The organism is Granulicella sibirica (assembly GCF_004115155.1).
GTDB classification, from domain to species: Bacteria; Acidobacteriota; Terriglobia; order Terriglobales; family Acidobacteriaceae; genus Edaphobacter; species Edaphobacter sibiricus.
On the sequence record NZ_RDSM01000003.1, the window covers coordinates 796385 to 822106 of the forward strand.

Consider the following 25722-nt stretch of genomic DNA (forward strand, 5'->3'; position numbering starts at 1 on the left):
ACCGAGTCAAGGCAACAATAAAGGGAAGCTATGGGACAGAAGGTCCATCCGTATGGGTTTCGCCTCGGCATCAACAAGCCGTGGAAGTCACGCTGGTTCGTCGAACGCGGCTACGATAAGTTGCTCGTTGAGGACGTCAAGCTCAAGGCCGAGCTTCGCGAGAAGCTGAAGGCAGCCGGTGTAAGCTCCGTTGAAGTCGAGCGTCCGGGCAACAAGCTCCGTCTCATCATCCGCACCGCGCGTCCGGGCATCATCATCGGCCGCAAGGGCGCCGAGATCGACAAGCTCAAGGCCGACATTCAGAAGCGCACCTCGCGTGAAGTCTTCATCGACATCCTCGAAGTGAACAAGCCTGAGCTCGATGCCCAGCTTGTTGCTGAGAACATCGCTCTGCAGCTCGAGAAGCGCGTCAGCTTCCGTCGCGCCATGCGTAAGTCGGTTGATTCGGCTCTGCGTTTCGGTTGCAAGGGAATCAAGGTTCGCGTTTCGGGTCGTCTGAACGGAAACGAAATCGCTCGCTCCGAGTGGTATCTCCAGGGCCGTCTGCCGCTGCACACCCTGCGCGCGGACATCGACTACGGTTTCGCCGAGGCTAACACCACCTACGGCATCATCGGTGTCAAGACCTGGGTCTACCGTGGAGATATCTACGAGCAGAAGAAGCGTCGTGAGCCCATCACCACCACCGGCGCATTCTAAGTCCGGTACAAGTAACAGGATCAGGATCCGCAGGTTGACTTAGAACCTGCGGATCGGAATAAAGCAGTATGCCAGGACTTCAGTCCAGCAACTAAGAGGGTTTTGCCATGTTGATGCCAAAGAAGGTCAAGTATCGCAAGCAGCAGCGCGGCCGCATGTGCGGCAAGGCGTGGCGCGGAAGCGATCTCTCGTTCGGCGATTTCGGACTGAAGGTTATGGAGTGCGGTTACATCACCGACCGCCAGATCGAAGCCAGCCGTATCGCCATGACGCGTTTCATCAAGCGCGGCGGCAAGGTCTGGCTCCGTCTGTTCCCGGATAAGCCAATCACCAAGAAGCCGGCTGAAACCCGTATGGGTAAGGGTAAGGGAGCTCCGGATCACTGGGTTGCCGTCGTCCGCCCCGGCAAGATCCTGTTCGAGATGGAAGGCGTTACGCCTGAGCTCGCCAAAGAGGCCATGCGTCTCGCGGCACACAAGCTCCCCCTCAAGACCAGCTTCGTCATGCGTCACGACGCCGTCGCCAAGACCGCCGCTGCCGCCAAGTAAGCACACACGACCTTCGTACCGGAAACACCAGGAAAACGATCATGGAACTCGAAAAGCTTCGCAATCTCTCGGACGATGAGCTCAAAGCCCAGCAGAACACCGCGGGCGAACAGCTCTTTCGCATCCGTTTCCAGAAGAGCCTCGGCAACAATGACGGAATTAAGAAGATCCGCATTCTGAAGCTCGATATCGCGCGCGCCAAGACGATTGCCCGCGAGCGCACCCTCGCTGCCGAGAAGGCTGCCACGCCCGCGGTGGTCCACACCGCACCACCCGCGAGCACACGCACCGCCCGCAAGAAAGCGAAGAACTAATCATGGCTGATACCCAGATTGCCACCCCCGCAACCACCGACCCCCAGACCTCTCGCCGTAACGAGAAGGTCGGCATCGTCGTTTCGACCAAGATGCAGAAGACCATCGTCGTCGAGATCGAAATGCGCAAGGCTCACCCCAAGTACAAGCGCGTCATGAAGTCGAACAAGAAATTCTACGCGCACGACGAGCAGAACTCTGCCCGCGTCGGCGACGTGGTTCGCATCCGTGAGGCCCGGCCACTTTCGAAGCTCAAGCGCTGGTCGCTCGAGGAGATCGTTCGCCGCTCCTCGCTCGCACAGCTCTCCGATGCGAAGGTCGTTACCACCCCGACCAACGACGCGAAGTAAAGAAAAATAAGCAGAAGTTTTGTTTGTCGCCGTTTGGGCTAAGCCCTCGGCATCCAGGAGATTCCAATGTCAGTACAGATGAGATCCATCCTCGACGTGGCCGATAACTCCGGCGCCCGCAAGCTGCAGGTCATCCTGCCGCTCGGTGGCGGCCTGGGCAAGAAGGCCGGCCTCGGCGATGTCGTTACCGCCGCGGTGAAGGAAGCTTCGCCCGATGGCACCGTGAAGAAGGGCAAGGTCGTCAAGGCTGTGCTCGTTCGCACCCGCAAGGAATACCGTCGCCGCGATGGCACGTACATCCGCTTCGACCAGAACGCCGCTGTCGTCATCAACGACGCGAACGAGCCGGTTGGCACGCGTGTATTCGGACCCGTCGCTCGTGAGCTCCGCGAGAAGAAGTTCCTCAAGATCGTCTCGCTCGCACCGGAAGTTATCTAACTCTCTAAACGGCGGATTCCGGCTCCGCCCGCTTCACCTGACTGTCGAGGAAGGATAGCAACATGGCAACCAAGTTCAAGCCCGTCGTCACCAGCAAGATTAAGATCAAGCGCAACGATCGCGTTGAAGTCATCACCGGTAAGGACAAGGGCAAGCAGGGCCGTGTTCTTCGCGTCATCGCCGACAAGAACCGCGTTCTCGTCGAGGGTGTCATGATGATGAAGAAGCACGTCAAGCCCAACCCCCAGGCCAACATCAAGGGCGGCATTGCCGAGAAGGAAGCGACGATTCATATCTCGAACGTCATGCTCCTCGATGCGGACGGCAACAAGACCCGCGTTGGCTCGCGTCTTGATGGCGACAAGAAGGTTCGGTTCGCCCGCTCGACCGGCGTGACCATCGTTGAGAAGAAGCGCTAAGCGCCCTTCTCTCCAGTTTGTAAACACTGTAACAACGGTTCACCCCACGCATCGGTAGACGGAGACCATCCCACCCCGGCATCCGTGGAGAAAGCGAAGAAATATCATGGCAGCTCGTCTGAGAGAGAAGTACAACACGGAGATTCGCTCCGCTGTCGCCAAGGAACTCGACATCAAGAACGCGATGGCGATCCCGAAGCTCGAGAAGATCGTCATCAACATGGGTCTTGGCGAAGCCACCCAGAACGTGAAGATCATGGATCCGCTCGTCGCCGACCTCGGCGCGATCACCGGCCAGAAGCCCGTCACCACCAAGGCGAAGAAGTCCATCGCGGCCTTCAAGGTGCGCGAAGGCATGCCGATCGGCGCGATGGTCACCCTGCGCGGCGACAACATGTACGAGTTCCTGGATCGCCTGATCTCGATCGCTCTTCCCCGCGTCCGCGACTTCCGCGGCGTCTCCTCGAAGAGCTTCGATGGCCGTGGTAACTACACCCTCGGTCTTCGCGACCAGCTCATCTTCGCCGAGATCGATTACGCGAAGGTCGACAAGCTCAAGGGCATGAACGTCACCTTCGTCACGACGGCCAAGGACGACAACGGAGCCCGCGCCCTTCTCAAGGCCTTCGGCATGCCGTTCCGCGTCGGCGCATAACAGACTGAGTTAGCAGGGCTTTCGAGCCCCAAACCGTTTTTGCAGGTAGAATAGAGAGCAGATCATGGCAACCACCGCAAAGCGCGTCAAAGACGCACGAGTCCCGAAGTTCAAGTCCCGCCAGCACAACCGCTGCCAGCTCTGCGGTCGCCCGCGCGCATTCCTCCGGAAGTTCGGCTGCTGCCGTCTCTGCTTCCGTTCGCTTGCGCTCAAGGGTGAGATCCCAGGCGTCGTCAAGTCGAGCTGGTAATTTCGGGTTTAGCTTAGAACTTCGTTTTACTTTCAATCACTGAGCTGTGCTTCGCGCACGCTCCCCAACCACCTCCGCAGGTTCTCCGCGCCGCTCGGCGCGGAGCGAACGGGAGGTGAAGGAGAATGATGAACCTCACCGATCCAGTAGCAGACTTCCTGACCCGCATCCGTAACTCCATCCGCGCCCGCCACCAGAAGCTTGACGTCCCCGCCTCCAGGCTCAAGGCTGAGATCGCCCGTATCCTCAAGGAAGAGGGTTACATCGCGAACTACAAGCCGACCGAAGAGAATGGCCTCAAGGTCATCCGCGTCTACCTCAAGTACGGCCCCAACAACGAAGCCGTCATCCGCGACCTCAAGCGCATCTCCCGTCCCGGCTGCCGCGTGTACCTCGGCCGCGATGAGATCCGCCGCGTCCAGGGTGGCCTCGGCATCTCGATCATGACTACCCCCAAGGGTGTGATGACCGGCCGCCAGGCTCGCCGCGAAGGCGTTGGCGGAGAGATCCTCGCCGAAGTCTGGTAATTCGCTCCCTCTGATTCTGATCCTCCCTTCCCGAGTCTGCGGCCACGATCGCAGGCTCGGAAGGCGCACTGAGTACAGGCACCATAGGCTGCAGTGGAACGGATTCTTTCCGCGACTCGCAAGCCCCATAAGGATTCATCATGTCTCGTATTGGCAAGAAGCCCATCGCTCTGCCCGCCGGCGTCAAGTACACCGTGACCGGCAACACCGCCCTCGTCGAGGGACCCAAGGGTAAGGTGACCGCGCTCATTCCCGCCGGCATCTCCCTGACCACCAAGGACGGCCAGCTCCTCGTCGAGCGTGAGAACGACTCGCAGGCTGCCTTCCACGGCCTCGCCCGCGCTCTCGTGTTCAACGCCGTCACCGGCGTCACCACCGGCTGGACCAAGGACATCGACATCGTCGGCATCGGATACCGCGCCGAGCTCAAGGGCAAGAACATGGTTGTGTTCACCCTCGGCTATTCGCACCCGATCGAGTTCCCGCTGCCCACCGGCATCGAGGTCACGATCGATCCCAAGCAGACCCACCTCGTCGTTGCCGGCATCGACCGCCAGCGCGTAGGCCAGGTCGCCGCCGACATGCGCTCCCTCCGGAAGCCGGATCCCTACAAGAACAAGGGTGTCCGCTACACCGGCGAGAAGCTGAAGAAGAAGGTCGGCAAGACCGGAGCCAAGTAATCGCATAGCGTAGGGTTTCGATCCTGCGCTCTGCATCAAGACGGGCGCTAAGTAAGTCCGGATAGATTTCGGGGGCAGGGAACTAAAAAACCCTGCTCCCCACACACATAACCGAACGTCCCCAGCACTCTGGGTACGCCACTAGGAAGGAAAGCCCCATGATCAACCCACGTCAACGCAATGTCATTCGCCAGCGCGTCCACACGCGCATCCGCGAGAAGATGTCCGGAACCGCCGAGCGTCCGCGCCTCAACGTCTATCGCTCGCTGAACCACATCTACACCCAGCTCATCGACGATCTCAACGGCATCACCATCGCCGCTGCCTCTTCCATGAACGTCAAGGGGGAAGAGGAAGTCTACGGCGGCAACATCGCCGCTGCGAAGCTCGTTGGCAAGCTCATCGCCGAGCGCGGCATCGAGAAGGGCATCAAGAAGGTGGTCTTCGATCGCGGTGGCTATCTCTACCACGGTCGCGTCAAGGCCCTCGCCGAAGCCGCTCGTGAAGCCGGGCTCGATTTCTAGTTTTCCGACGGCCTCCTGAGGGACGGCCAGAAAGTAGTCAGGATCAAATATGGCACTCAAGCAAAAGCTCGATGCGAACCGCCTCAACCTCAAGGACGAGGTCGTCTCCATCAATCGCGTCACCAAGGTCGTCAAGGGCGGTAAGAACATGTCCTTCGCCGCGCTCGTCGTCGTCGGGGATCCCGGCGAAGGCGTCGTCGGCTACGGCTCCGGCAAGGCGAAGGAAGTCCCCCAGGCTATCCGCAAGGGGATTGAAGCCGCCAAGAAGAACCTGCACAAGGTCAACCTCACCGACACCACGATCCCGCACCAGGTGCTCGGTCACTTCGGAGCCGGTTCGGTCATGCTGAAGCCCGCCCCCGAAGGTACCGGAATCATCGCCGGTAAGACGGTTCGCGCCGTCATGACCTCGGCCGGTGTGCAGAACGTTCTCACCAAGTCGCTCGGTTCCGCGAACCCGCACAACGTCATCAAGGCCACGTTCGACGCTCTCATCCAGCTTCGCAACAAGGCCGAAGTCGCCGCCCTGCGCGGTAAGTCGGTCGACGAGCTCTAAGCTCTCGGCGCACACTTTTCGCCCAGATTGTATCAAGGAGCCCCATCATGGCAGACATCGCCAAAATCAAGCTGCAGTACTTCCGCTCCGTCATCTGCACGCCCGTCAAGCACAAGCTCGTCGTCAAGGGCCTCGGCTTCACGCGCCTCAATCAGATCGTCGAGCGCGAAGACACCCCCTCGATCCGTGGAATGGTGGCCAAGGTGCCCCATCTCGTACGCGTCGTCAACTAAGTACCACCCACCATATGCGAGTCGGCTGCTCATAACCGCCGGCGTTTAGCGAGGACATCATGGCAATTCGTAATCTCTCCAATCTCCGCGCCCCCAAGAAGGCGAACGAAAACAAGAAGCGTATCGGCCGCGGTATGGGCTCAGGCATGGGTAAGACCTCGACCCGTGGTCACAAGGGTCAGGGCTCCCGCTCGGGTTCGTCCCTCATGCGCGGCTTCGAAGGCGGCCAGATGCCCCTTCACCGCCGTCTTCCCAAGCGCGGCTTCACCAACATCTTCCGCGTCGAGTACCAGGTGCTCGGTCTAGACCGCATCGCCGAAGTGATCGCCGAGACGGGTGACAGCTCCGAGCTGACCCTCGACCGCATCATCTCGCTCGGTCTGCTCCGCAAGAAGAACGCCCTGATCAAGGTGCTCAACAACGGCGAGATCACCACCGCGATCACCGTGCACGCGCACAAGTTTTCGAAGACAGCCAAGGAAGCCATCGAGAAGGCTGGCGGCCAGGCCATCGTCATCGCGTAAACTGTTCTGAACGAAACAATGTCTGAAGCCAGTACGGGTCTCCCGTACTGGCCTTTCTCATCCGAATTCCAGCCGGTTCAGCCGACCAGAGGTCCCCTTCTCCGATGTTTGAGAAAATTGCCAACATCTTCCGCATCCCGGACCTACGCAACCGAGTCCTCTTCACCCTCGGCCTGCTTGCCGTCTACCGCCTCGGTGCGCACATCCCCACCCCAGGTATCAACGCCGACCTGCTCGCCCAGTTCTTCAACCAGAACTCCGGCTCCGCGCTCGGCCTCGTCGACCTCTTCTCAGGCGGAAACCTCCGCAAGCTGACCGTCTTCGCGCTCGGCATCATGCCCTACATCACCGCCTCCATCATCTTCCAGCTGCTTACGGTCATCTATGAGCCGCTCGCGAAGCTGCAGAAGGAAGGCGAGATGGGCCGCCGCAAGATCACCCAGTGGACCCGTTACGTCACGGTTCTCCTCGCGATCGTTCAGTCCTTCGCCATCGCCCTCACGCTGACCAACACCAGCACCGGTCAGTCGATGGTGACGATCAACAAGTACGAGTTCATCCCGATGTGCGTCATCACCCTGACCACCGGGACGGCGTTCATCATGTGGCTCGGCGAGCAGATTACCGAACGCGGCATCGGCAACGGCATGTCGCTGTTGATCTTCACCGGTATCGTCGTCGGCCTCCCTAAGGGCATCGCCGAACTCTACGACAAGGCCACCACAAGCGCATGGGGCGGACTCACCCCGATCATCCTCGTGCTTCTCATCGTCGCCATGGTGGGTGTCGTAGCCTTCATCATCTTTGTCGAGCGCTCTGAACGCCGCATCCCGGTCCAATACGCCAAGCGCGTCGTCGGGCGCAAGATGATGGGCGGTCAATCGACTCACCTTCCGCTCAAGGTCAACTCGGGCGGAGTCATGCCGGTCATCTTCGCCAGCTCGATCCTTTCGGCCCCCCTTCTGTTCGCCGGCATGAGCTTCTTCGGTAGTGGCCCGCTCAAGGACACCCGCTTCTTCGGCCCGATCCTTCAGGGCCTCGCACCCGGTGAGCCCTGGTACGAGCTCCTCTACATCGTCGCCATCATCTTCTTCGCCTACTTCTACATCTCGATCGTCTTCCGTCCAGACGACATCGCGGACAACATGCGGAAGTACGGCGGCTTCATTCCTGGCATTCGTCCCGGCAAGCGCACGTCGGACTTCATCAACGACGTCCTGACGCGCATTACGCTCGTCGGAGCGATTTACCTGATCATCATCTCGATTATTCCGACGATCCTGATAAGTGGTATTCACTTCAACCACCTTTGGCTCATCGGACCCGTCTTCGACCGGCTCCCGACCTGGACGACGCAGGGTCTCGGCGTGAATTTCTACTTCGGAGGCACGTCGCTCCTGATCGTGGTCGGCGTTGCAATGGACACCGTGAACCAGATCGAATCGCAGCTCATCATGCGCCACTATGACGGCTTCTCTCCAAAGAGCGGCCGCATCCGCGGACGCCGCAGTTGGTAGTTGTAACCGCCGATTCGTGGATCGTTCAGGATTCGCAAATCATCGGAAATCTGAACCGTTTTGCTTAAGGGCACGGCTTTAGCCGTGCCACTTGAGCGTTTAGAGCACAGGGGGCTTTAGCCACCTGAGGTACGCTCTCCAAAACCCCACAGGACCCCGGAACGTTGACCAGCACACACAACACGGTATTAGAGCCCTTCGCCCCCGGACCAGTCCTTCTCCTCGGAGCTCCTGGCGTCGGCAAAGGCACGCAGGCCAAGCAGCTCATGGCCGCCTTCGGAATCCCTCAGATCTCCACCGGCGACCTCTTCCGCGCGCACCTCAAGAACCACACTCCCCTCGGCATCCTCGCGGAAGGCCTGATGAAGCAGGGAAAGCTCGTTCCCGATGACCTCGTCAACCAGATGGTCGCCGAGCGTCTTACGCATCCCGATACGCACAGCGGCTACATCCTCGACGGCTTCCCCCGCACCCTCGCTCAGGCCGAATGGCTCGACAGCAGCCTTTCCGCCTCGAACGACGCCGTCCCCGTCGTCGCCATCAGTATCAGCGTCGACGACACTCAACTCCTCCAGCGCATCACCGGCCGCCGCATCTCGCCAGCCGGCCGCATCTACAACATCTACTCGAATCCGCCGAGAGTTCCTGGGCACTGCGACGTCGATGGGACGCTCCTTACCCAGCGCACCGACGACACCGAAGAGGTCTTTCACGAGCGTATGCGCACCTTCCGCGCCCAGACGGCGCCGGTCATCGACCACTACAGGGCCCAGGGCCGCTTCGAAGAGGTAGATGGCTCGCTCGCGGTCGAAGAGGTCACGGCCGCCATCCACGGAACGCTTATTCGCCTCCGCGCTGCGGCTCAGCAGGAGAAGGCGTAGCTATGGCCATCATGATCAAGTCGCCAGGTGAGATCGAGAAGATGCGCCACTCCGGCCGTCTCCTCCGCCAGGTCCACGACTATATCGCTCCCTACGTTGTAGCCGGAGCATCCACCATGGACCTCGAACTGGCCGCCATGCGCAAGATCGACGAGTTCAAAGCCATCGCCGCCTTCAAGGGCTACCACGGCTTCCCCGCCGCGCTGTGCACCTCGCTCAACGAAGAAGTCGTTCATGGCATGCCGAACGAGAAGCGCGTCCTCAAAGACGGTGACATCCTCTCGATCGACTGCGGCCTTATCGTCGACGGCTTCTACTCCGACGCCGCCGTCACCTACGCCATCGGCAAACCCACACCCGCCGTACGCAAGCTCCTCGATGTCACCAAGGCTTCCCTCGAACAAGCCATTCAGGAAGCCCAGGTCGGAGGGCGCCTTGGCGACATCTCCGCTGCCGTTCAGGAGATGTGTGAGGCCGAGGGTTTTGGTGTAGTCAAGGAGTTCGTCGGACACGGTATCGGCAAGAACATGCACGAGGATCCGCAGGTTCCGAACTACGGGCCTCGCGGTAAGGGCCCACGCCTGAAAGCCGGCATGGTTCTGGCCATTGAGCCGATGATTAATCTGGGCAAGCCTGAGGTTCGCGTCCTGGCTGACGGATGGACCGCGGTCACCGTGGATGGGAGTTACAGTGCTCATTTCGAGCATACCGTCGCGATCACCGATAAAGGCCCGCAGGTTCTTACGCGTTAGTGCGTCATGGCATAAACGACGTAGTTTGTTCCGATTCTCAGGGCTAAATCCGAGAATTTGAGTGGATATCTTGGATTATCCGACCATTCCCAGGCGTCTCCGATGTCGGAGTTGAGGGAGATGGCTACCATGATGCGGCCTTTGTCGTCGTAGATTCCTTCCCAGCGGGCGACTCGTCCGTCTTTCTTGAAGCCGGTGCTGAGGTGTTCAGCTCCGGGGATCTGATATCGGTCATCAAGATCAAAGACGGTGTGGAAGATAGTGTCTTCGTTTGGGATGTCGACGATGTCGCGATCGGGGAAGACGACCTTCATGCTCTTTTCGAAAAAGGCTTGTTCTTCGTGGCCGTGGAAGTCGTCGGCCATGAAAAACCCTCCGCGGAGCAGATAATCCCGTAGTTTTGCTGCCTGTTTGTCGGTTAATCCCCATTCTCCAACCTGGACGGCGTAGAGCCAGGGCCAGTTGTAGATTTCGTCTCCGTCGTCGAGGTTGACGGATTGCTCTACGGAACGGGCGTCGATTCGGGTGAGGCGGCGGATGGCTGCGGCTAGCTTGCGGTCGGCGGCGGGGAAGTCCTGGGTCCATAGGGAGAGGCCTTCGCGCCAGTCTCCGTCGAAGCGGCCGCGGTAGCCGTCGAGGGGGCCGGGAGGGTACATGAGGCGGGCGAAGGTCCACTCGGCCTTGTGATTCCAATCGGGTGGAAGTGGCATGTTTTCATAACCTTCCACCGATGGATACGAATGGAACGGGCGTTGCGCGTAGAGGACGCCGACGATGATTCCGGTCAAGGCGAGAGCGTAGACGGATCGTTTCAGAGAGGTCATGGGCCAGCTTCCCACGTTCTGGTATGAGGCTAGCATGGAGGGCTTCCGAGAGTGCAGGTGCCTTTCGGCCGGACTCATTTGATGGCATTTACCTGCGATTCCTGGTCTTTGTGGTGAGTTTCAGGGTTTCTTCCCATGGTTTTTGGTTTTGATAGCGGTCGCGTAGGGTTCCTAACGAAAAACCGAGACGCATTTAAGCAGGAAAGTGTGGATAGGATGTGGGGCGTTGTACGGTAAGTGTGGTCAGTGACGGTACGTCCAGCAGGTCAGCGGCGCTTAAGGGCTTCGAGTTCGTCGAGGGTGCGAGGCCAATCCTTGCCGAGGAGGCGGGAGAGGCTCCGGTCGGCCAGGACTTTACCACCGGTCTGACAGTTCGGGCAGTAGTTGGTTTCGTTGTCGGCATAGCGGATCCGTTGGATAGGGCTACCGCAGATGGGGCAGGGCTGGTTGAATCGACCGTGGACGGCCATGTCCTTGCGAAAGGCGGTGACCTTTTCGGGGAAGGCGGCGCCAGCTTCCTTCGTGAGGCGGTCGACCCAGAGGTGCATGGTGGCGCGAGTAGCTGTGAAGAGGCGATCCCACTCCCCGGGGGTGAGCTTGTGGGTTTGGAGGATGGGCGAGAGGCGGGCAGCGTGGAGTATCTCGTCTGAGTATGCGTTGCCGATGCCTGAGAGGATGCGGGGGTCGGTAAGGGCTCGCTTGAGGGTGCGGTTTTCGATGGTGAGGGCGGCGCGGAACGATTCGAGGTCGAGAGAGAAGATATCGAGTCCGCCGGGATCGACAGATGCGGCATCCTCGCGGGTGGCGAAGACGTGGAGGGATGCGCGGCGTTTGGATCCAGCTTCGGTGAGAACCAGCGAACCGGAAGGAAAGTCAAAGGCGGCGAGCATGTTCCGGCCGGCGAGCTTTGCGCCGGGCTGCCGCCAGTGGAGACGTCCGGCGATCATGAGATGGAGGACGAGCCACTTCCCGTCATCGAAGCCGATGGCGATCCGTTTGCCGATGCGGTCGAGGGCGAGAACGGTGTGGCCTTCGACGGACTCAAAGGGGGGTTGGACGGTGCGGAGGAGGAAGGGGCTGGCGAGGCGGACCTTGAGAACCGTCTCGCCCAGAACGCGATCGGAAAGAGCGGTGAGATAGGCCGTAATGTCTGGTAGTTCCGGCATGGCGATAGGATACTAGCGAACGCGGAGCGTACCCCGGCGCTTTGCCTGGTCGATGACTGACGCGATCGGATGCATCGGGTATATAGGGACAGAGAAAATTCAATGGCGCTCACGAACACGCAACTTCAGGCAGTCTTCGACAACATGAGGGAAGGGATTTTCGTCCTGGATCGAGATCACAACGTTGTCCAGATGAACCATTCGGCCGCCAGCATCTTCGGTTTATCTGGACAAACGCTCTCCAACGAGATTGCCGAAGAGATCTTTGAGGTCTATCTTCCGGACGGCAGTCTGCTGCCCCGGACGGAATGGGCGGGGGCAATTGCACTGGAGGGACGCTTTCTTCAGAACTATGAGGTTCTGGTTCGGCGGAAGGATACAGGCTTATTGGTCGCCACCGAGGTCAGCTTGGCTCCAATCAGGAATGAGGCTGGTGAAACCGAGCTCATCGTCGTCTGCCACCGCGATGTCTCTGAACGTCGAGATGCGGATCATGCAAAGGCGCGGCTCGCTGCAATCGTCGAGTCTTCGGAAGACGCGATCATCGGCAAGGATACGCAAGGCATTGTGACGAGCTGGAACCTGGGAGCGGAGAGAACGTTCGGGTATACCGCAGACGAGATGGTGGGGCAGTCGGTTCGCCGACTCATTCCTCCCGAATTGCAGCACGAGGAAGACCTGATTCTGAGCCGAATTCGTGACGGCCAGACGGTCCGGCATATTGAGACGCGACGGGTCAAGAAGAACGGCGAGCTGATCGATATCTCGCTGACCACGTCCCCGATCCGCGATACCTCCGGGCGGCTGATTGGCGCCTCCAAGGTGGCCAGGGATATTACCGAGAAGAAAAGACTTGAGAATCAACTTCACCAGAGTCAAAAGCTTGAAGCCGTGGGCCAATTGACTGGCGGCATCGCTCACGACTTCAACAACCTGCTGGCGGTCATCCTGGGGAACCTGGATTTATTGGAACGGCTCGTTTCGAACGATCCAGCGGCACTGAAGCGCGTCAAGACCGCGCAGAAAGCATCGATTCGCGGTGCGGACCTGACACGGCGCCTGCTTGCTTTCTCGAGCGATGGTGAGCTGCAACCTCGACCTACCTCCTTGAATGAAGCAGTGCACACGATCGTGGAACTAGCGGCACGAGGAATCGGTGCCGACATCGTTGTCACGACCCATCTCGACGCGTCCATGCCTTCTGTTCTCGTCGATGTCTCGGGGCTGGAGAATGCGTTATTGAACCTTATGGTGAATGCGCGCGATGCGATGCCGAACGGAGGTTCCCTGCATATCACCTCCGAGCTTCGTGAGATCACTGACGGCCATGCCTCCGTGCAAGCGGGGGATCTGAAGCCCGGGCGATATGCGGGCATCTCCGTCTCTGACTCAGGGGTGGGTATGTCGCACGAGGTGCTGGCCCGGGCTCTCGAGCCTTTCTTTACGACCAAGAAAAGAGGAAAGGGAACGGGCCTTGGACTAGCGATGGTTTACGGCTTTGTGAAGCAGTCCGGAGGCGCGGTCAGGATATACAGCGAGCCCGGTTTTGGAACGACAGTGACCTTCTTCCTGCCCCTGGCGCAGCAAGGGTTTGAAGCGTGGCAACGGACTGTTTCTCCTATGGAAGACGTGAAGCATACAGGAACGGTGCTAGTCGTCGACGACGAGGCAGACCTGGTCGAGATCGCCGTGGCTTACCTAGAAGAGATGGGTTGCCAGGTGCACGTCGCGGCGGATGGTGTGGCTGCTCTTGACGTTCTGGCTCAACACAGGGAGATCGAACTGGTTATCACGGACGTGGTCATGCCGGGCGACGTGAATGGAATTGAACTTGGCCGTAGGATCGGTCTTCTTTATCCGGATACAAGAGTGCTCTATTGCTCAGGATTCCCCGCGGATGCCCTCGCGGAGCGGACGATGTCCGTGAATGGCCCGCTTTTGCGGAAGCCGTATCAGAAGAGCGAGTTCCGCACGGCCGTCAACAGAGCTTTTGAATCTGGAGCCGAAGCAGGTGGGGATTAGCGCCCGCGATGCATGATGCGTGTGCGGAGCGAGTCGACTTTACGCCGCGGAGTGAGAGCGGTGTCTGTCGGTTAGCCGACAGATAGAGCACTGCCCGAGTGCTACACTTCGCGTGTCTTCTCTCGAACCGGTGAGGCGGTTGCGAGACCTTCCTCTGTTATCCAAGGATCGATATTGGTTCAAAACGCAGAGAACAGCCAATGACTAATCTGCCGAGAATCGTCCTGTTGCTTAGGGACGACGGGGAACGCGCACTGGTGAGGGCACTCGCGGAGCAGTGCGGTTTTGACCCAGTAGAACGCCGGGGGCGTTTCTCCGATTCTTCTCGTCAAACAGATGAAGCTGACGAAGCCGGCAGGGGCCGGCGGTCCGGCAGGACTCTCGGCGAGCGAGCTGACTTCCTGATCACGGACGACGCTTCCGACCTGGATCCTTTGGTAGAGCGCCCGGCGCATCGGACTTTTTTTCGTGATGTCCTGCCCCTGATGGTTCTTGTCAGCGATCAAGAGGCGATGCTGCCCGTGCCTCTCGATGACGCCGACGACAGGTGGTTCTGTGTTCTTCGGCGGCCTTTGTCGAGTGAGGCCCTGGGAGTACAGCTTCGACAGATGATTCGATCCGCGCGGGTGATGGAGAACCGTTACAGGTCCGCCGTGGACGAACTCCATCGCATTCGCCGGATCTTTGATTCTGTTCCAGTCGGCATCAGCATTGCGGATGCCACGCTTCCGGACGAACCGCTGGTGTACGTCAACTCCGCCTTTGAAAAGATGACCGGTTACAGGGCTGCCGAAGTCTATGGGCGAAACTGCAGGTTCCTTCAGGGCTCGCTGAGGGGGCAGACTGGCGCGCTGGAGATTCGCGAGGCAATTGCAGAAAAGCGCGAGACTCGTGCCCTGCTAAAGAACTATCGGAAGGACGGTATCTCGTTCTGGAATGATGTTCTGCTTTCCCCGTTCTTCGATACATCGGGCCAGTTGACCCACTTTGTGGGCATTCAAAACGATGTAACGCAGGAAGTCGATGCGAAGGCCTCGCTGAAGCACATGGAGCGTGACCTGGAAGAGACCCAACTCCAGCTTCAGGCGATTTTGGATACGATGCACGACGCTGTCGTGGTGCTGGACCGTGGTCAGAATATCGTGAAGATGAACGAGTCCGCGGCGCGCTTTCTCGGATTGTCCGAGCGAACGCTCTCGAGCAAGAACGTCGAGGACACCTTCGAAGCTTATCTGCCGGATGGAAGCTTGCTTCCGCGGGACGAGTGGCCGAGCGCGCTCGCGCTCAAGGGACACTTTGTCCAGGATTCCGGAATCGTGATCGTGAGAAAGGATACGGGGAAGAGCATCCTCGCTGAGGTCAGCACGGCTCCGATCCTGAATCAAGCTGGCGAGCCATACCTGGTGACCGTCTACTACCGGGACGTGACGGAGCAGAGCGACATCGTTCGGGCACATACCCGCCTCGCCGCCATCGTGGAATCGTCGGACGACGCGATCATCAGCAAGGATCTGCATGGCCTGGTGACAAGCTGGAACTCCGGCGCGGAGAAGATCTTCGGTTACACGGCCGGAGAGATCCTTGGGCAGTCGATCCGCCTCGTGATCCCTGCGGATCTTCAACGGGAGGAGGACGAGATCCTGGAAGGTATTCGCAGGGGCGACACGGTCGAGCATATCGAGACGCGGAGGAGAACGAAGAGTGGCGATATCATCCATCTTTCGCTGACGATTTCGCCGATCCGTGACGCGAACGGCAAGGTGATCGGCGCGTCGAAGATCGGGCGGGACATTACGGAAAGAAGGCGGCTCGAGAGCCAGTTGCACCAGAGCCAGAAGCTCGAAGCGGTCGGCCAGCTCACGGGCGGCGTGGCGCACGACTTCAACAACCTTCTTGGCGTGATCGTGGGGAATCTGGATTTGCTTGAGCGGTTGGTTCCGGACAATGCAGGCGCTCTGAAGCGCGTGCGAACGGCCCAGAAGGCCGCGGAGCGCGGCGCGGATCTGACCCGACGGCTTCTTGCCTTCTCACGCAGAGACGAGCTCAGGCCAACCCCGGCGTCGCTCAATGAATCGGTGCACAACGTCATCGCACTTTCGGCGCGCCTGATCGGACCTGAGATCAAGATCAAAAGCCATCTCGATCCGTCTCTGCCCGCCATCTTCGTCGATGCCGCGGCGCTCGAAAGTGCACTGCTGAATCTTTTCCTGAACGCGCGTGATGCGATGCCAAATGGAGGATCACTGAACATTATGTCGGAGCTACGCCAGGTGAGGGCGAGCTCTATCCCCGTGCAGGCAGGCGATCTTCAGGCCGGGAGTTATGCGGGGATCTCGATTTCCGATACCGGCTCCGGTATGTCGAAGGAGGTGTTGGAACGCGCCTTCGAACCTTTTTTCACGACAAAGAAGAGAGATCAGGGTACGGGACTTGGGTTGGCCATGGTGTACGGCTTCGTGAAGCAATCCGGTGGTACGATTCGGATCTACAGTGAGCCAGGATTCGGGACGACGGTGACTTTCTTTCTGCCCCTTGCCGAGACGATCCCGGAGCCTGTGGTGGTGCCGACCCGGCTGGCGAAGCGCAACTCAGTTGGAGTGGTGCTTGTGGTCGATGACGAATTGGACCTGCTGGAGATCGCCGCGGCTTATCTCGATGGAATGGAGTGCACGCACTTTGAGGCTGTGGATGGCGCCAGTGCACTGGAGCGGATCGCGCTTCACCCGGAGATCGAGCTTGTGGTGACGGACGTTATTATGCCGGGAGGCATGAATGGGTTTGAGCTGGCGGAGAAGATCCTCCAAGTACGCCCCGAGATGAAGATTATTTATTGCTCCGGCTTTCCGGAGGATGCGCTGGCAGAACGGCGATCGCCGCTGATGGGCGCGCCTGTGCTGCGAAAACCTTATCAGCATGTGGAGTTCGAAGAGGCAGTGCGCGAGGCGTTCGCGAGGGAAGAACCGGCGTGACGCGGCACCCATGATGAGATGGATGATGTAAAACGTGCAGTACATTTTCCCAGAGGTGAAGATGGCACCCATGCAGAGAATTCTCGTCATCGACGATGATTATGACTTAGGCCAATTCGTTGCCGAAGGCGCCCAGGCGATGGGAATGGAGTGTGCGGCGACAACGAGCGCAGGGGCCTTTCTCGACGGTCTGAACCCAGAGACGACCCTCATCTTTCTTGACCTTGTGATGCCCGAGATGGACGGCATCGAGTTACTGCGGGTTCTGAGCCAGAAGCGTTGCAACGCCGGCATTGTGCTGATGAGCGGAGCGGATCGACGGATTATCCAGACTGCGGAGGAGTGGGCCGAGGATCTTGGGTTATCGATTGTCGGGCAGTTGCAGAAGCCGTTCCGGCTCGCCGAACTGGAAGTGATGCTGAAGAGGCATCTGGAACTCGGGAGAAGAATCGTGACGGAGCCGGCGGCGCACATCTTCGTTGGCGAGGCTGACCTGCGACGGGCGGTAGAGCGGGACGAGTTCGTCATTCATTTCCAGCCGCAGATCGAGATCAAGACGGGCGACGTCGTTGGCGTGGAAGCCCTCGTTCGCTGGCAGCATCCGGACTTTGGGCTCGTCTTTCCGGATGATTTCATCGGCATGGCCGAGCGGCTTGGGCTGATCGACGACCTTGGGTGGATCGTCATGCGACGGGCGCTGGCCGATATCAGCAGGTTCTCCGCGAAGGCTGGAAGGAATCTTTCTCTGGCCATCAATTTCTCTTCTTATTCCCTTCAGGATGCGAGGTTTCCCAACGAACTCTTTGCGTTGATGGCGGAGTACGGGATACAGCCAGCGACGATCATCATCGAGGTGACGGAGACGGGCCTTGTCCAGAAGCTGGCGAGCTCGCTCGATGTGTTTGCGAGGCTGCGGATGAGGGGGGTTCAGCTTTCGATCGACGACTTCGGGACGGGATACTCCATGTTGAAGCAGCTTCGGCTTGTTCCGGCAACGGAGTTGAAGATCGATAGGAGCTTTGTTCAGGGGATGATCAACGACGATCACGATCGCATCCTGGTGCAGAAGACGATCGAAATTGGGCATGAACTCGGAATGAGAGTCGTCGCGGAGGGAGTGGAAACGAATCAGCAGCTTGCATTCCTTGGGTCGCGGAAGTGCGAGATTGCGCAGGGCTATTTCTTCAGCCGGCCGATTCCCCCAGACGAATTGATGCGCTGGCTTGGCCTTGATTCCACGAGACGAGAGCAAGAGGCTACCGCGCATTAGGTTGGAAAACGTGTGTGGGATATGGGCGGTTGTCCGGTAAAGGTGGTTAGCGGATGGTTGATTCGGGGGCTTCCGGCCGGAGGCCTGCGATGAGAGCGGTTCCGGCGAACATGAGGGTGTCGGCGACGTAGTTCATGCCTTCGATCTGGGCTCCGGTGCCTTTGGCCATGAAGAAGATGGGGAGGTAGAAGGCTACGGTGACGAGCGTGAGCCAGGAGCCGAGGACGGCGGCGGCGAGGGGGATGCGGCGCTGGGCGAGTATGGCTGCGCCGCTGACGAAGAGGAGGATGGCTCCGATGGTGGCGAAGGTGTGGGGGGCGGGGAGCCAGGCGGGACTCAGCATCTCGAGGGGGAGTCCGAGGGCTGTTTGAGGGTGACCTATATAAATGGCGGCGAAGACGATGGCGGCGATGGCGATGGTCGCGCGGCCGAGGGGGGCGAGCCAGGGGGTGCGGGGGCGGTGGAGGGCGGTGAGGATGAGGGCGGTTCCGGCGAAGGCGGTGTCGCGGAGGAGGACGGCCAAGGAGACACGGTCGTGCAGGTGGGCGAGGCGGGGAAGGTGGATGGTGAGGACGAAGAGGAAGATCATGCCGGCGAGCAGGGGGGCGGAGAGCCAGACGACTCGGTTGGCGAGGATGCTGAGTCCGGCGGCGAGGAGTCCGATGCCGACGACGTAGGTCCAGAAGAGGGGGAACGGGATCCAGGTAGGGACTCCTTGCTGGATGAAGCGAGCTACGGTGAAGTGCTCCGTGCCGAAGACGCCTAGGCTGGCTCCGTAGAAGATCGGGCCGATGAGGATGAGGCGGGGGAGGGTGGGGGTGGCGTTCTCGGCGAGGCGTTTGCGGTTCAGGGTGAGGCCGAGGGCGAGGAAAATGAGTCCGGTGAGGCAGGGGAGGAGGACTAGCGGTGAGGGCATGGTGGGCTCCTTCGGGCGTGTGGGACGCGTAGGCTGGCGGATCGCGTATGCGGGAAGGGTAATGCTGGGGCGATGGGTTGTGGCGGAAAACTTTTCGTTTGGCTGGTTCTGGGTCGGATTACCGCTCGCTTGCGAGATGCCCTGGGTTCGATTTCGTAGGTGGTAAGTTGCCGGGGTTAACGCGAACGGGAGGTGTCCATCCTTATAGGGTTTCCAATACCTCTGGGCGGTCACCGGGGGAGCGATGGCTGGGTACTGATTTTGGCGCGGAAGGCTTATCTTGCGTTTGCGCCAAGGACAATAAGGCGGTTGGGTTGGTTCCTGTCACTGGATCTTGACTTAGGGTGAAAAGGAGGGCTTTTGCTTCGGATCTGAATCCCCTAGGGTCTCGACTTCCGAAGAGTTTAAGAGCCTCGTCCATGCAGGCACGTACTCTAGTTCGATGATCCGACGTGCCAATCCCGGGCATGTCTTTAAGAACCGCAATCTCATATGACAACGAGAACGGGCATATTCGCAGCGTTATATCCGTTTTCGCGTTCAGAGATTTCTGGGCAAATGTTTTAAGTTTCAAAAGTTAGTTTTTGAGTTATGCTCCCACCTATCCCCGGGCCCATTTCTGTTTCGCAACCAACTGCGCCATTTCTGACGCCATAGGAGAGTTTCATGCGGCCATTTGTAAAGAAGTTCGTTTTCGGGCATATCTTCGGCTTTTGTCTCACTCAGTTCGTGGGACCCTTGGCTCAGGCTCAAGGAGTCGCACCAAGCGCAACAAAGAATCGTTTTCGATTAAGGCTTGAAGTGTTAAAAAAATCTCCTCCAGCTCAACTGACGCTTTCACCACTACCCATAAACGTCGCTGTTCCCACGGCCGTGGGAAATCTTCTTGTAAAAGCATCCGTAGCCGGCAATGGCGCGGTAACACCGGCGGATTCGACAAGCCCCTTTGCAGTCTGCATTTCCAAAAGCTGTACTTGGACCGCGTCGCCTTGGCCCTTTGTAGGCATCGGCCTAGACGCTAGTACAGGAATCATCCACGGCAAACCCACAAGCGTCGTCCAAGCGCACGTTCAGGTTGTCGCTACGGAGCCGAACGGAAAAGCCCACCAGTCCAATGTCTTTATTAGCGTCGTTCCCACAAATGCGACGGTGATAACTACGTCCATTCCGACTTATCCTGCAGGCCAACCGATTCGAGAACACTTGATCGCCAGTGGTGGGGCTGGATCTTTCATTTGGACGCCGCTGACCTCCACGGATATAACTCCGAATATAACTTTGGATGCTAACGGCCAGCTATCGGGCGTCGCAACGACTGCCGGAACCTTTAAGTTCACCCCCGTGGCCACGGACGCAGCAGGTGCTACGGCCACAAGCACACTGCCTCTCGAACTGACAATTAGTGCCGCTCCCGACTGCGGTAATGCAAAGTACACAGGAACGACTTCTGCTTATTTCAACGGATGGTTTCCTCTATCGAAAAAACGCAATATCAATCCACTCGGGGATCCGCTGGTGCAACACCCAACCGAAAACGATGTTCAGTGTTTTTTCGGTACATCTAAGTTGGTCTCTGTCGTTGGACAGGTGCAGTATCTATATGGTTTTGCTGGAGGTGCAAATACAATTTCTGCCGATATGGTTTCGGTGCAAATGCCCTCACCTGTGGGCACGCAGATATCGTTCGGATCGAGTGTGACGGGTGGCGGAACCGCCTCGTCGGGCACAAGCACGAGTGCTACCACCCAACCGACACTTTCAGCGGCTCTACAGTCAGTTGAGGCCGGCGGAGATTTCTATATCCATGCCCTTTATCCAATAGCTCAGTACACTACTCCGCACCTTAGCACTTACCTGTACGGTGACCCGAAGGTAGGATTTGGCTTCAACGGTTTCGCGGGACAAGCTACTTTGTCACAGGCAACAGAGCAGTACTTCAGCGTTCCAATCGAGGCCTACGCGTCCTACGACGGTATCGGCAATACCGGCGGTGTTTTCTTCGACTACCGTGGAGGGTTTGAATCTGTTCCGGGACATTTTGCGAAGGCAGCAGGTTTATCTCAACACAACTTCCAACTTCATCAACTCACCTTCGGCTTCAACTTCGTAGGCTTTCTCAAAATCGGCGCTCAAAAATATTTCGGCCCAGCCGCAGCATTCAATGCGGTAAGCACAACCGATAGTAGTTTTAACAAGTGGCACTTTGTCATTCAATTCTCACCAAAAGGTTCATAATTCTTGTTTGGCACATAAGCTGGGCATTCCCAACGTATGATCGCCCCCCCTTGGCCGACGGATGGACTATGAGATCCCGTCGGCCGACTTGTTCAATCGTAATGAAAAGGGTCGCGCTCGGCTTGTCTCTTCTCAAAGTTGGAATTTCGCGATACTATAAGAGGTGCTGCGTGGAGTTGTGTGCCTACTCCAGCGCCAGGATGGCTATGGTGCCTCAGGTTTGGGCCGTATGTCACTCAAAAAGGAGATCGTTTGTCGAAGGAAGATGCAATTGAAGTGATGGCGGTGGTCGTTGAGACGCTGCCGAATGCGCTGTTCAAGGTTGAGCTTGAGAACAAGCATCAGGCCCTTGCGCACGTCTCCGGACGTATGCGTAAGAACTTCATCCGCATCCTCCCCGGCGACCGCGTCGCGATTGAGCTCAGCCCGTATGACCTCAACCGTGGCCGCATTGTTTACCGCTACAAGTAGCCCCTTCTAGAGGGCTTAGGCGGCAAGCAGGAATCGTACCTCCCGATCAGTCAAGTTTCGGCAGCCAGGGGAAGAGCCCTGGCCGTCTGCCTGTTTGCAGGGTGTTTGTGGCTTTTGCCCTGTGGAAGCCGTTGTACTCGCTGGAAGAGATGTCAGAAGGGATTTACCCATGAAGGTTCGCGCCTCCGTCAAGAAGATTTGTGACAAGTGCAAGGTCATTCACCGCCACGGCGTGGTGCGTGTCATTTGCGAGATCAGCAAGCACAAGCAGCGTCAGGGCTAATCGCCTCTGCCCTGCCTTACACGGCCCCGGCGGGCTAGTTAGCCGAAGTCAAGGCTTGCGTTGAACCTGCCGGATTTACCCGCAAACCCAGAACCCCGCTCCCCGGATACTCCTAGGAGCCACACCGTAAAGGACACCCATGGCACGTATTGCTGGAGTCGATGTTCCTAACAACAAACAGGCGCGCATCGGTCTCACCTATATCTTCGGCATCGGCGATTCGCGTGCGCTTCGCATTCTGACCAAGGCGGACATCGATCCGTTTGTGAAGATTGCGACGCTGGACGAGGATCAGCTGAACCGTATTCGTCAGGTTATTGAGCAGGAAGGTCAGATCGAGGGCGATCTCCGCAAGGATATTTCGCTCAACATCAAGCGTTTGATCGAGATCCAGTCGTATCGCGGACTTCGTCATCGCCGTTCGCTGCCGGTTCGCGGCCAGCGTACGCACACCAATGCCCGCACCCGCAAAGGCCCGCGCAAGGGAACCGTTGCCGGTAAGAAGAAAGCGACGAAATAAATGGCGAAGACTCAGAATCAGCAGAAGACCGGCAAGGCCGCCGCAGGCAAGGGCAAGAAGTTCAAGAAGCGCGAACGGAAGAACGTTCCGTTTGGCCTCGTGTTCATCCAGGCGACCTTCAACAACACCATTGTGACGATCACCGACCAGGTGGGCAACACGCTTTCGTGGAAGAGCTCGGGCTCGCTCGGCTTCCGCGGATCGCGTAAGGGTACCCCGTTCGCGGCGCAGCAGGCTGCGCAGAATGCAGCGAATGCTGCACGCGACCATGGTCTGCGTGCGGTCGATGTGCGGGTTTCGGGACCGGGATCGGGACGTGAGTCGGCGATTCGTGCTCTCGCGACTGCCGGCATCGATGTTCGGTCGATCCGGGACGTTACGCCGATGCCGCATAACGGCTGCCGTCCTCCGAAGCGCCGTCGCGTTTGATTTTTCTCTTTCCTGGGGAGGGAGTGGGGGTTGGTCCTCCGCTTCCTTCCTGTAACAACTTTTTGGATCGCGATGAAGCGCTGCCAGCGTGTAAAGCGATCGACACTCGTAGTAGGAGATAAATAATGGCTCGTTACACAGGACCTGTCTGCCGCATGTGCCGGCGTGATGGAACAAAGCTCTTTCTCAAGGGCGCGAAGTGCTTCAGCGAGAAGTGCCCGGTTGAGAAGCGCAACTTTCCCCCAGGGCAGCATGGGCAGTCGCGCAAGGTGAAGAAGGTTGTGGGCTACGGTCTGCAGCTTCGTGAGAAGCAGAAGGCCAAGCGCATCTACTTTACGCTCGAGACGCAGTTCCGGGCTTACTACCAGAAGGCCGCGAACCGCACCGGCGTTACAGGCGAACTGCTTCTGCAGCAGCTTGAGACGCGTCTGGACAACGTGGTTTACCGGCTTGGGATTGCTACGAGCCGTCGTCAGTCCAGGCAGATTGTCCGGCATGGACATATCCTGGTGAACGGCAAGAAGGTCAACATTCCTTCCTTCCAGTGCAAAGTTGGGGATGAGATCGCGATTCGCGAGGGTTCGAAGGCTCTTGTGATTCTCGAAGAGGCGAAGCAGTTGGCGAGCGGACAGCGTGCGGTGCCGTGGATCGATATCAACCGCGATAACTTCTCGGGCAAGATCATCTCTCTGCCGAAGCGCGAGGATGTGAATCTGCCGGTGAACGAGCAGCTCATCGTCGAACTTTACTCGAAGTAAGATTTTGATTTTCGGTGGCGGGGAGGGAATATCCTCCTCGCCGCCACAACTACAACCTGACTTGCAACCGAACCACCCGCCCGTTCGCAGAATGCTTCGCGACGTGGACGATGAAAGGAACACCCATGCTTTGGAGAGGTTTTCAAAAGCCCAAGCGTCTCGCAGTCGAGAACGAAACACTTACCGACAAGTACGGCAAATTTTCCGCACAGCCCTTTGAGCGCGGCTTCGGTACGACGATCGGCAATGCCCTTCGCCGCACGCTGCTCTCGTCGATCGAAGGCGCTGCTGTGACCGCTGTTCGCATCGAAGGCGTGCTGCACGAGTTTCAGTCGATCACGGGCGTCGTTGAAGATGCGACCGACATCATCCTGAACCTGAAGCAGATCCCGTTCAAGCTGAATGGCGAAGGTCCGAAGGCTCTCTATCTCCGTGCGGACACCGCTGGTGTGGTGACGTCGGGTTCGATCGAGGCTGATGGCGATGTCGAGATTCTCGACAAGGATGTGTACATCTGCACCATCTCCGAGGGCGGCAAGATCGACATGGAGATGCGGTTGAAGCGTGGGCGTGGATACATCTCGGCGGACAAGAACTTCGACGGCGATCTTGGCCTCGGGTTCATTCCGGTCGATTCGGTTCACTCGCCTGTGCGCAAGGTCAACTACATCGTCGAGGCGGCTCGTCTCGGTCAGATCACCGACTACGATAAGCTCTCGGTCGAGATCTGGACGAACGGCACGATTCTTCCGGCGGATGCGCTTGGCCTTTCGGCAAAGCTGCTGAAGGATCACATGACCATCTTCATCAACTTCGAAGAGGAGATGGAAGCGGGTCATGAGCATCTCGATGGGCCGATGATTCGCAACGAGAATCTGAACCGGTCGGTTGAGGAGCTCGAGCTTTCGGTTCGCAGCTATAACTGCCTGAAGAACGCGAATATTGCGACGATCGGGGAGCTGATCCAGAAGACTGAAGCCGAGATGCTGAAGACGAAGAACTTCGGGCGCAAGTCGCTGAACGAGATCAAGGAGATTCTCGCGCAGATGGGCCTGTCGCTTGGCATGAAGATCGACGAGAGCGGCAACCCTGTCCCGGGACCGACCTCGGTTCTTCCGGCGGCGACGCTGGCGGCTAGCTTCGGCGGCTTTGATGACGACGAAGACGAGGATGAGGACGAGGATGATCTCGACCTCGTGGGCAGCGAGCCGGAAAACTTCTAACTCAGAAAGACAGGCAGCGTGAGGCGCAAAAGCCTTCGCTGCCTGTTTCTGCGTTATAAGACGACGAGCAAGGGCAACAGCAAACGCAGATTCCCTTCGGAATACAGCCAGAAGAGTAAGTGCAACAACGCACGTAGCTTGTGCGAATTTATGTAGTCCCGAGCCCCGCAGAAGCGCCGGTTCGAAGGAGATCACACCATGCGTCACCGCAATGCAGGATTTAAACTAGGCCGCAATACAAGCCATCGCAGAGCCATGCTTCGCAACCTCGTCACCTCGATCATCCTGATGGATCGCGTGGAGACGACGATCACGAAGTGCAAGGCGACACGTCCGATCGTCGAGAAGATGATCACTCTCGGGAAGAAGGGCACCGTTCATGCGAAGCGGCAGGCTGCTGCTTACCTGATGACGCCGGAAGCGGTTGACCGCCTCTTCAACACGGTTTCGCCTCGCTATGCGACGCGTCCGGGTGGGTATCTGCGGATTGTGCGCATCGGTGTTCGCAAGGGCGATGCGGCTGAGATGGCAGTCATTGAGCTTCTTGGGGCAGAGCAGGAGTTGGATGAGAAGCGGCAGAAGCGTGCGGCGGCTCGCGAGAAGAAGCGCGAAGAGCTTGCGAAGCAGCTTGAAGAGCAGAATCCCGGCGAGCAGGGCGATCCTAACGCTGAGGTCTAAATAGCTTCGTACTGACCTATCCGATCGGCGTGCTGCGAATCTCTTCGGGCACGCCGGTTGTGTTTTAAGAATGCTGCCAGGGGTGAGTCGA

General features: G+C 58.6%; 31 protein-coding genes. 28 read left to right on the forward strand and 3 right to left on the reverse strand.

The genetic code is table 11. The annotated features are described in order from the left end of the window. Positions 1-30 precede the first annotated feature (30 nt). From rpsC to map, 17 genes are all read left to right on the forward strand, one after another. The gene (gene rpsC / locus GRAN_RS19985; protein WP_128914782.1) at positions 31-699 is read left to right on the forward strand and encodes a 30S ribosomal protein S3; all 669 of its coding nucleotides are present in this window, start codon (positions 31-33) and stop codon (positions 697-699) included. A gap of 107 nt (positions 700-806) precedes the next feature. After that, a complete protein-coding gene (rplP, locus tag GRAN_RS19990; protein ID WP_128914783.1) occupies positions 807-1247 on the forward strand; it encodes a 50S ribosomal protein L16 in 441 nt (146 codons plus the stop codon). A gap of 41 nt (positions 1248-1288) precedes the next feature. After that, positions 1289-1561 (forward strand): 50S ribosomal protein L29, encoded by a 273-nt coding sequence (gene rpmC / locus GRAN_RS19995; RefSeq protein ID WP_128914784.1) that lies wholly within the window; start codon positions 1289-1291, stop codon positions 1559-1561. Between the two features lie 2 nt (positions 1562-1563). Next, the gene (gene rpsQ / locus GRAN_RS20000) at positions 1564-1911 is read left to right on the forward strand and encodes a 30S ribosomal protein S17 (protein WP_128914785.1); all 348 of its coding nucleotides are present in this window, start codon (positions 1564-1566) and stop codon (positions 1909-1911) included. A gap of 66 nt (positions 1912-1977) precedes the next feature. Continuing rightward, positions 1978-2349 carry a 50S ribosomal protein L14 gene (gene rplN / locus GRAN_RS20005; protein WP_128914786.1) on the forward strand — a complete coding sequence of 124 codons (372 nt, stop codon included), beginning with the start codon at positions 1978-1980 and terminating at the stop codon, positions 2347-2349. A 62-nt stretch (positions 2350-2411) separates the two neighbouring features. Beyond that, positions 2412-2768, forward strand: a complete 357-nt coding sequence (gene rplX / locus GRAN_RS20010) for a 50S ribosomal protein L24 (protein WP_128914787.1) — start codon at positions 2412-2414, stop codon at positions 2766-2768. 106 nt (positions 2769-2874) lie between these two features. Further along, positions 2875-3423, forward strand: a complete 549-nt coding sequence (rplE, locus tag GRAN_RS20015) for a 50S ribosomal protein L5 (RefSeq protein WP_128914788.1) — start codon at positions 2875-2877, stop codon at positions 3421-3423. A 64-nt stretch (positions 3424-3487) separates the two neighbouring features. Beyond that, positions 3488-3673: a type Z 30S ribosomal protein S14 gene (locus tag GRAN_RS20020; protein ID WP_128914789.1), complete on the forward strand. Its 186-nt coding sequence runs from the start codon at positions 3488-3490 to the stop codon at positions 3671-3673. Between the two features lie 128 nt (positions 3674-3801). Further along, positions 3802-4200 (forward strand): 30S ribosomal protein S8, encoded by a 399-nt coding sequence (rpsH, locus tag GRAN_RS20025; RefSeq protein ID WP_128914790.1) that lies wholly within the window; start codon positions 3802-3804, stop codon positions 4198-4200. A 140-nt stretch (positions 4201-4340) separates the two neighbouring features. Next, positions 4341-4880, forward strand: coding sequence for a 50S ribosomal protein L6 (gene rplF, locus GRAN_RS20030; RefSeq protein ID WP_128914791.1), 540 nt, complete (start codon positions 4341-4343; stop codon positions 4878-4880). A 158-nt stretch (positions 4881-5038) separates the two neighbouring features. Continuing rightward, on the forward strand, positions 5039-5404 hold the full coding sequence (gene rplR / locus GRAN_RS20035; protein WP_128914792.1) for a 50S ribosomal protein L18: 366 nt from the start codon (positions 5039-5041) through the stop codon (positions 5402-5404). Positions 5405-5453: 49 nt separating this feature from the next. After that, the gene (gene rpsE / locus GRAN_RS20040; RefSeq protein WP_128914793.1) at positions 5454-5960 is read left to right on the forward strand and encodes a 30S ribosomal protein S5; all 507 of its coding nucleotides are present in this window, start codon (positions 5454-5456) and stop codon (positions 5958-5960) included. 47 nt (positions 5961-6007) lie between these two features. Beyond that, entirely contained in the window at positions 6008-6193 is a 186-nt protein-coding gene (gene rpmD / locus GRAN_RS20045) for a 50S ribosomal protein L30 (protein WP_128914794.1), read from the forward strand. A gap of 59 nt (positions 6194-6252) precedes the next feature. Beyond that, positions 6253-6717 (forward strand): 50S ribosomal protein L15, encoded by a 465-nt coding sequence (gene rplO / locus GRAN_RS20050; RefSeq protein ID WP_128914795.1) that lies wholly within the window; start codon positions 6253-6255, stop codon positions 6715-6717. Between the two features lie 104 nt (positions 6718-6821). Continuing rightward, entirely contained in the window at positions 6822-8234 is a 1413-nt protein-coding gene (gene secY / locus GRAN_RS20055; protein ID WP_128914796.1) for a preprotein translocase subunit SecY, read from the forward strand. Positions 8235-8398: 164 nt separating this feature from the next. After that, a complete protein-coding gene (locus GRAN_RS20060; RefSeq protein WP_128914797.1) occupies positions 8399-9115 on the forward strand; it encodes an adenylate kinase in 717 nt (238 codons plus the stop codon). Positions 9116-9117: 2 nt separating this feature from the next. Continuing rightward, positions 9118-9867, forward strand: coding sequence for a type I methionyl aminopeptidase (map, locus tag GRAN_RS20065; RefSeq protein WP_128914798.1), 750 nt, complete (start codon positions 9118-9120; stop codon positions 9865-9867). Here the strand turns inward: map and GRAN_RS20070 are convergent. Together GRAN_RS20070 and GRAN_RS20075 are read right to left on the reverse strand one after the other, a co-directional pair. Further along, positions 9864-10691: a DUF4159 domain-containing protein gene (locus GRAN_RS20070; protein WP_128914799.1), complete on the reverse strand. Its 828-nt coding sequence runs from the start codon at positions 10689-10691 to the stop codon at positions 9864-9866. The two genes, map and GRAN_RS20070, sit on opposite strands and share 4 nt — an antisense overlap. Before the next feature lie 266 nt (positions 10692-10957). Continuing rightward, the gene (locus GRAN_RS20075; protein WP_128914800.1) at positions 10958-11857 is read right to left on the reverse strand and encodes an Fpg/Nei family DNA glycosylase; all 900 of its coding nucleotides are present in this window, start codon (positions 11855-11857) and stop codon (positions 10958-10960) included. A 102-nt stretch (positions 11858-11959) separates the two neighbouring features. On the opposite strand from GRAN_RS20075, the gene GRAN_RS20080 reads away from it, so the two are divergent. From GRAN_RS20080 to GRAN_RS20090, 3 genes are all read left to right on the forward strand, one after another. Beyond that, positions 11960-13879 (forward strand): hybrid sensor histidine kinase/response regulator, encoded by a 1920-nt coding sequence (locus tag GRAN_RS20080; RefSeq protein WP_161571070.1) that lies wholly within the window; start codon positions 11960-11962, stop codon positions 13877-13879. 608 nt (positions 13880-14487) lie between these two features. Next, entirely contained in the window at positions 14488-16848 is a 2361-nt protein-coding gene (locus tag GRAN_RS20085; protein ID WP_161571071.1) for a PAS domain S-box protein, read from the forward strand. 70 nt (positions 16849-16918) lie between these two features. Continuing rightward, positions 16919-18118, forward strand: coding sequence for an EAL domain-containing response regulator (locus GRAN_RS20090; protein ID WP_161571072.1), 1200 nt, complete (start codon positions 16919-16921; stop codon positions 18116-18118). 46 nt (positions 18119-18164) lie between these two features. On the opposite strand, the gene GRAN_RS20095 is transcribed toward GRAN_RS20090, so the two are convergent. After that, positions 18165-19034, reverse strand: coding sequence for a DoxX family protein (locus GRAN_RS20095; protein ID WP_128914804.1), 870 nt, complete (start codon positions 19032-19034; stop codon positions 18165-18167). A gap of 666 nt (positions 19035-19700) precedes the next feature. Between GRAN_RS20095 and GRAN_RS20100 the strand changes: the two genes are divergently transcribed. The 8 genes from GRAN_RS20100 to rplQ all read left to right on the forward strand — a co-directional run bounded on the left by GRAN_RS20100 (position 19701) and on the right by rplQ (position 25631). Beyond that, on the forward strand, positions 19701-21269 hold the full coding sequence (locus GRAN_RS20100; RefSeq protein ID WP_128914805.1) for a hypothetical protein: 1569 nt from the start codon (positions 19701-19703) through the stop codon (positions 21267-21269). Between the two features lie 252 nt (positions 21270-21521). Next, the gene (gene infA, locus GRAN_RS20105; RefSeq protein ID WP_089842793.1) at positions 21522-21740 is read left to right on the forward strand and encodes a translation initiation factor IF-1; all 219 of its coding nucleotides are present in this window, start codon (positions 21522-21524) and stop codon (positions 21738-21740) included. A 169-nt stretch (positions 21741-21909) separates the two neighbouring features. Further along, positions 21910-22023: a 50S ribosomal protein L36 gene (rpmJ, locus tag GRAN_RS20110; RefSeq protein ID WP_089842790.1), complete on the forward strand. Its 114-nt coding sequence runs from the start codon at positions 21910-21912 to the stop codon at positions 22021-22023. A 139-nt stretch (positions 22024-22162) separates the two neighbouring features. Continuing rightward, positions 22163-22543: a 30S ribosomal protein S13 gene (gene rpsM, locus GRAN_RS20115; protein ID WP_128914806.1), complete on the forward strand. Its 381-nt coding sequence runs from the start codon at positions 22163-22165 to the stop codon at positions 22541-22543. Then, positions 22544-22972, forward strand: a complete 429-nt coding sequence (gene rpsK, locus GRAN_RS20120) for a 30S ribosomal protein S11 (RefSeq protein WP_128914807.1) — start codon at positions 22544-22546, stop codon at positions 22970-22972. 125 nt (positions 22973-23097) lie between these two features. Further along, positions 23098-23730, forward strand: a complete 633-nt coding sequence (rpsD, locus tag GRAN_RS20125; protein WP_128914808.1) for a 30S ribosomal protein S4 — start codon at positions 23098-23100, stop codon at positions 23728-23730. A 125-nt stretch (positions 23731-23855) separates the two neighbouring features. Continuing rightward, positions 23856-24953: a DNA-directed RNA polymerase subunit alpha gene (locus GRAN_RS20130; protein WP_128914809.1), complete on the forward strand. Its 1098-nt coding sequence runs from the start codon at positions 23856-23858 to the stop codon at positions 24951-24953. Between the two features lie 198 nt (positions 24954-25151). After that, positions 25152-25631, forward strand: coding sequence for a 50S ribosomal protein L17 (gene rplQ / locus GRAN_RS20135; protein WP_128914810.1), 480 nt, complete (start codon positions 25152-25154; stop codon positions 25629-25631). Positions 25632-25722 lie beyond the last annotated feature (91 nt).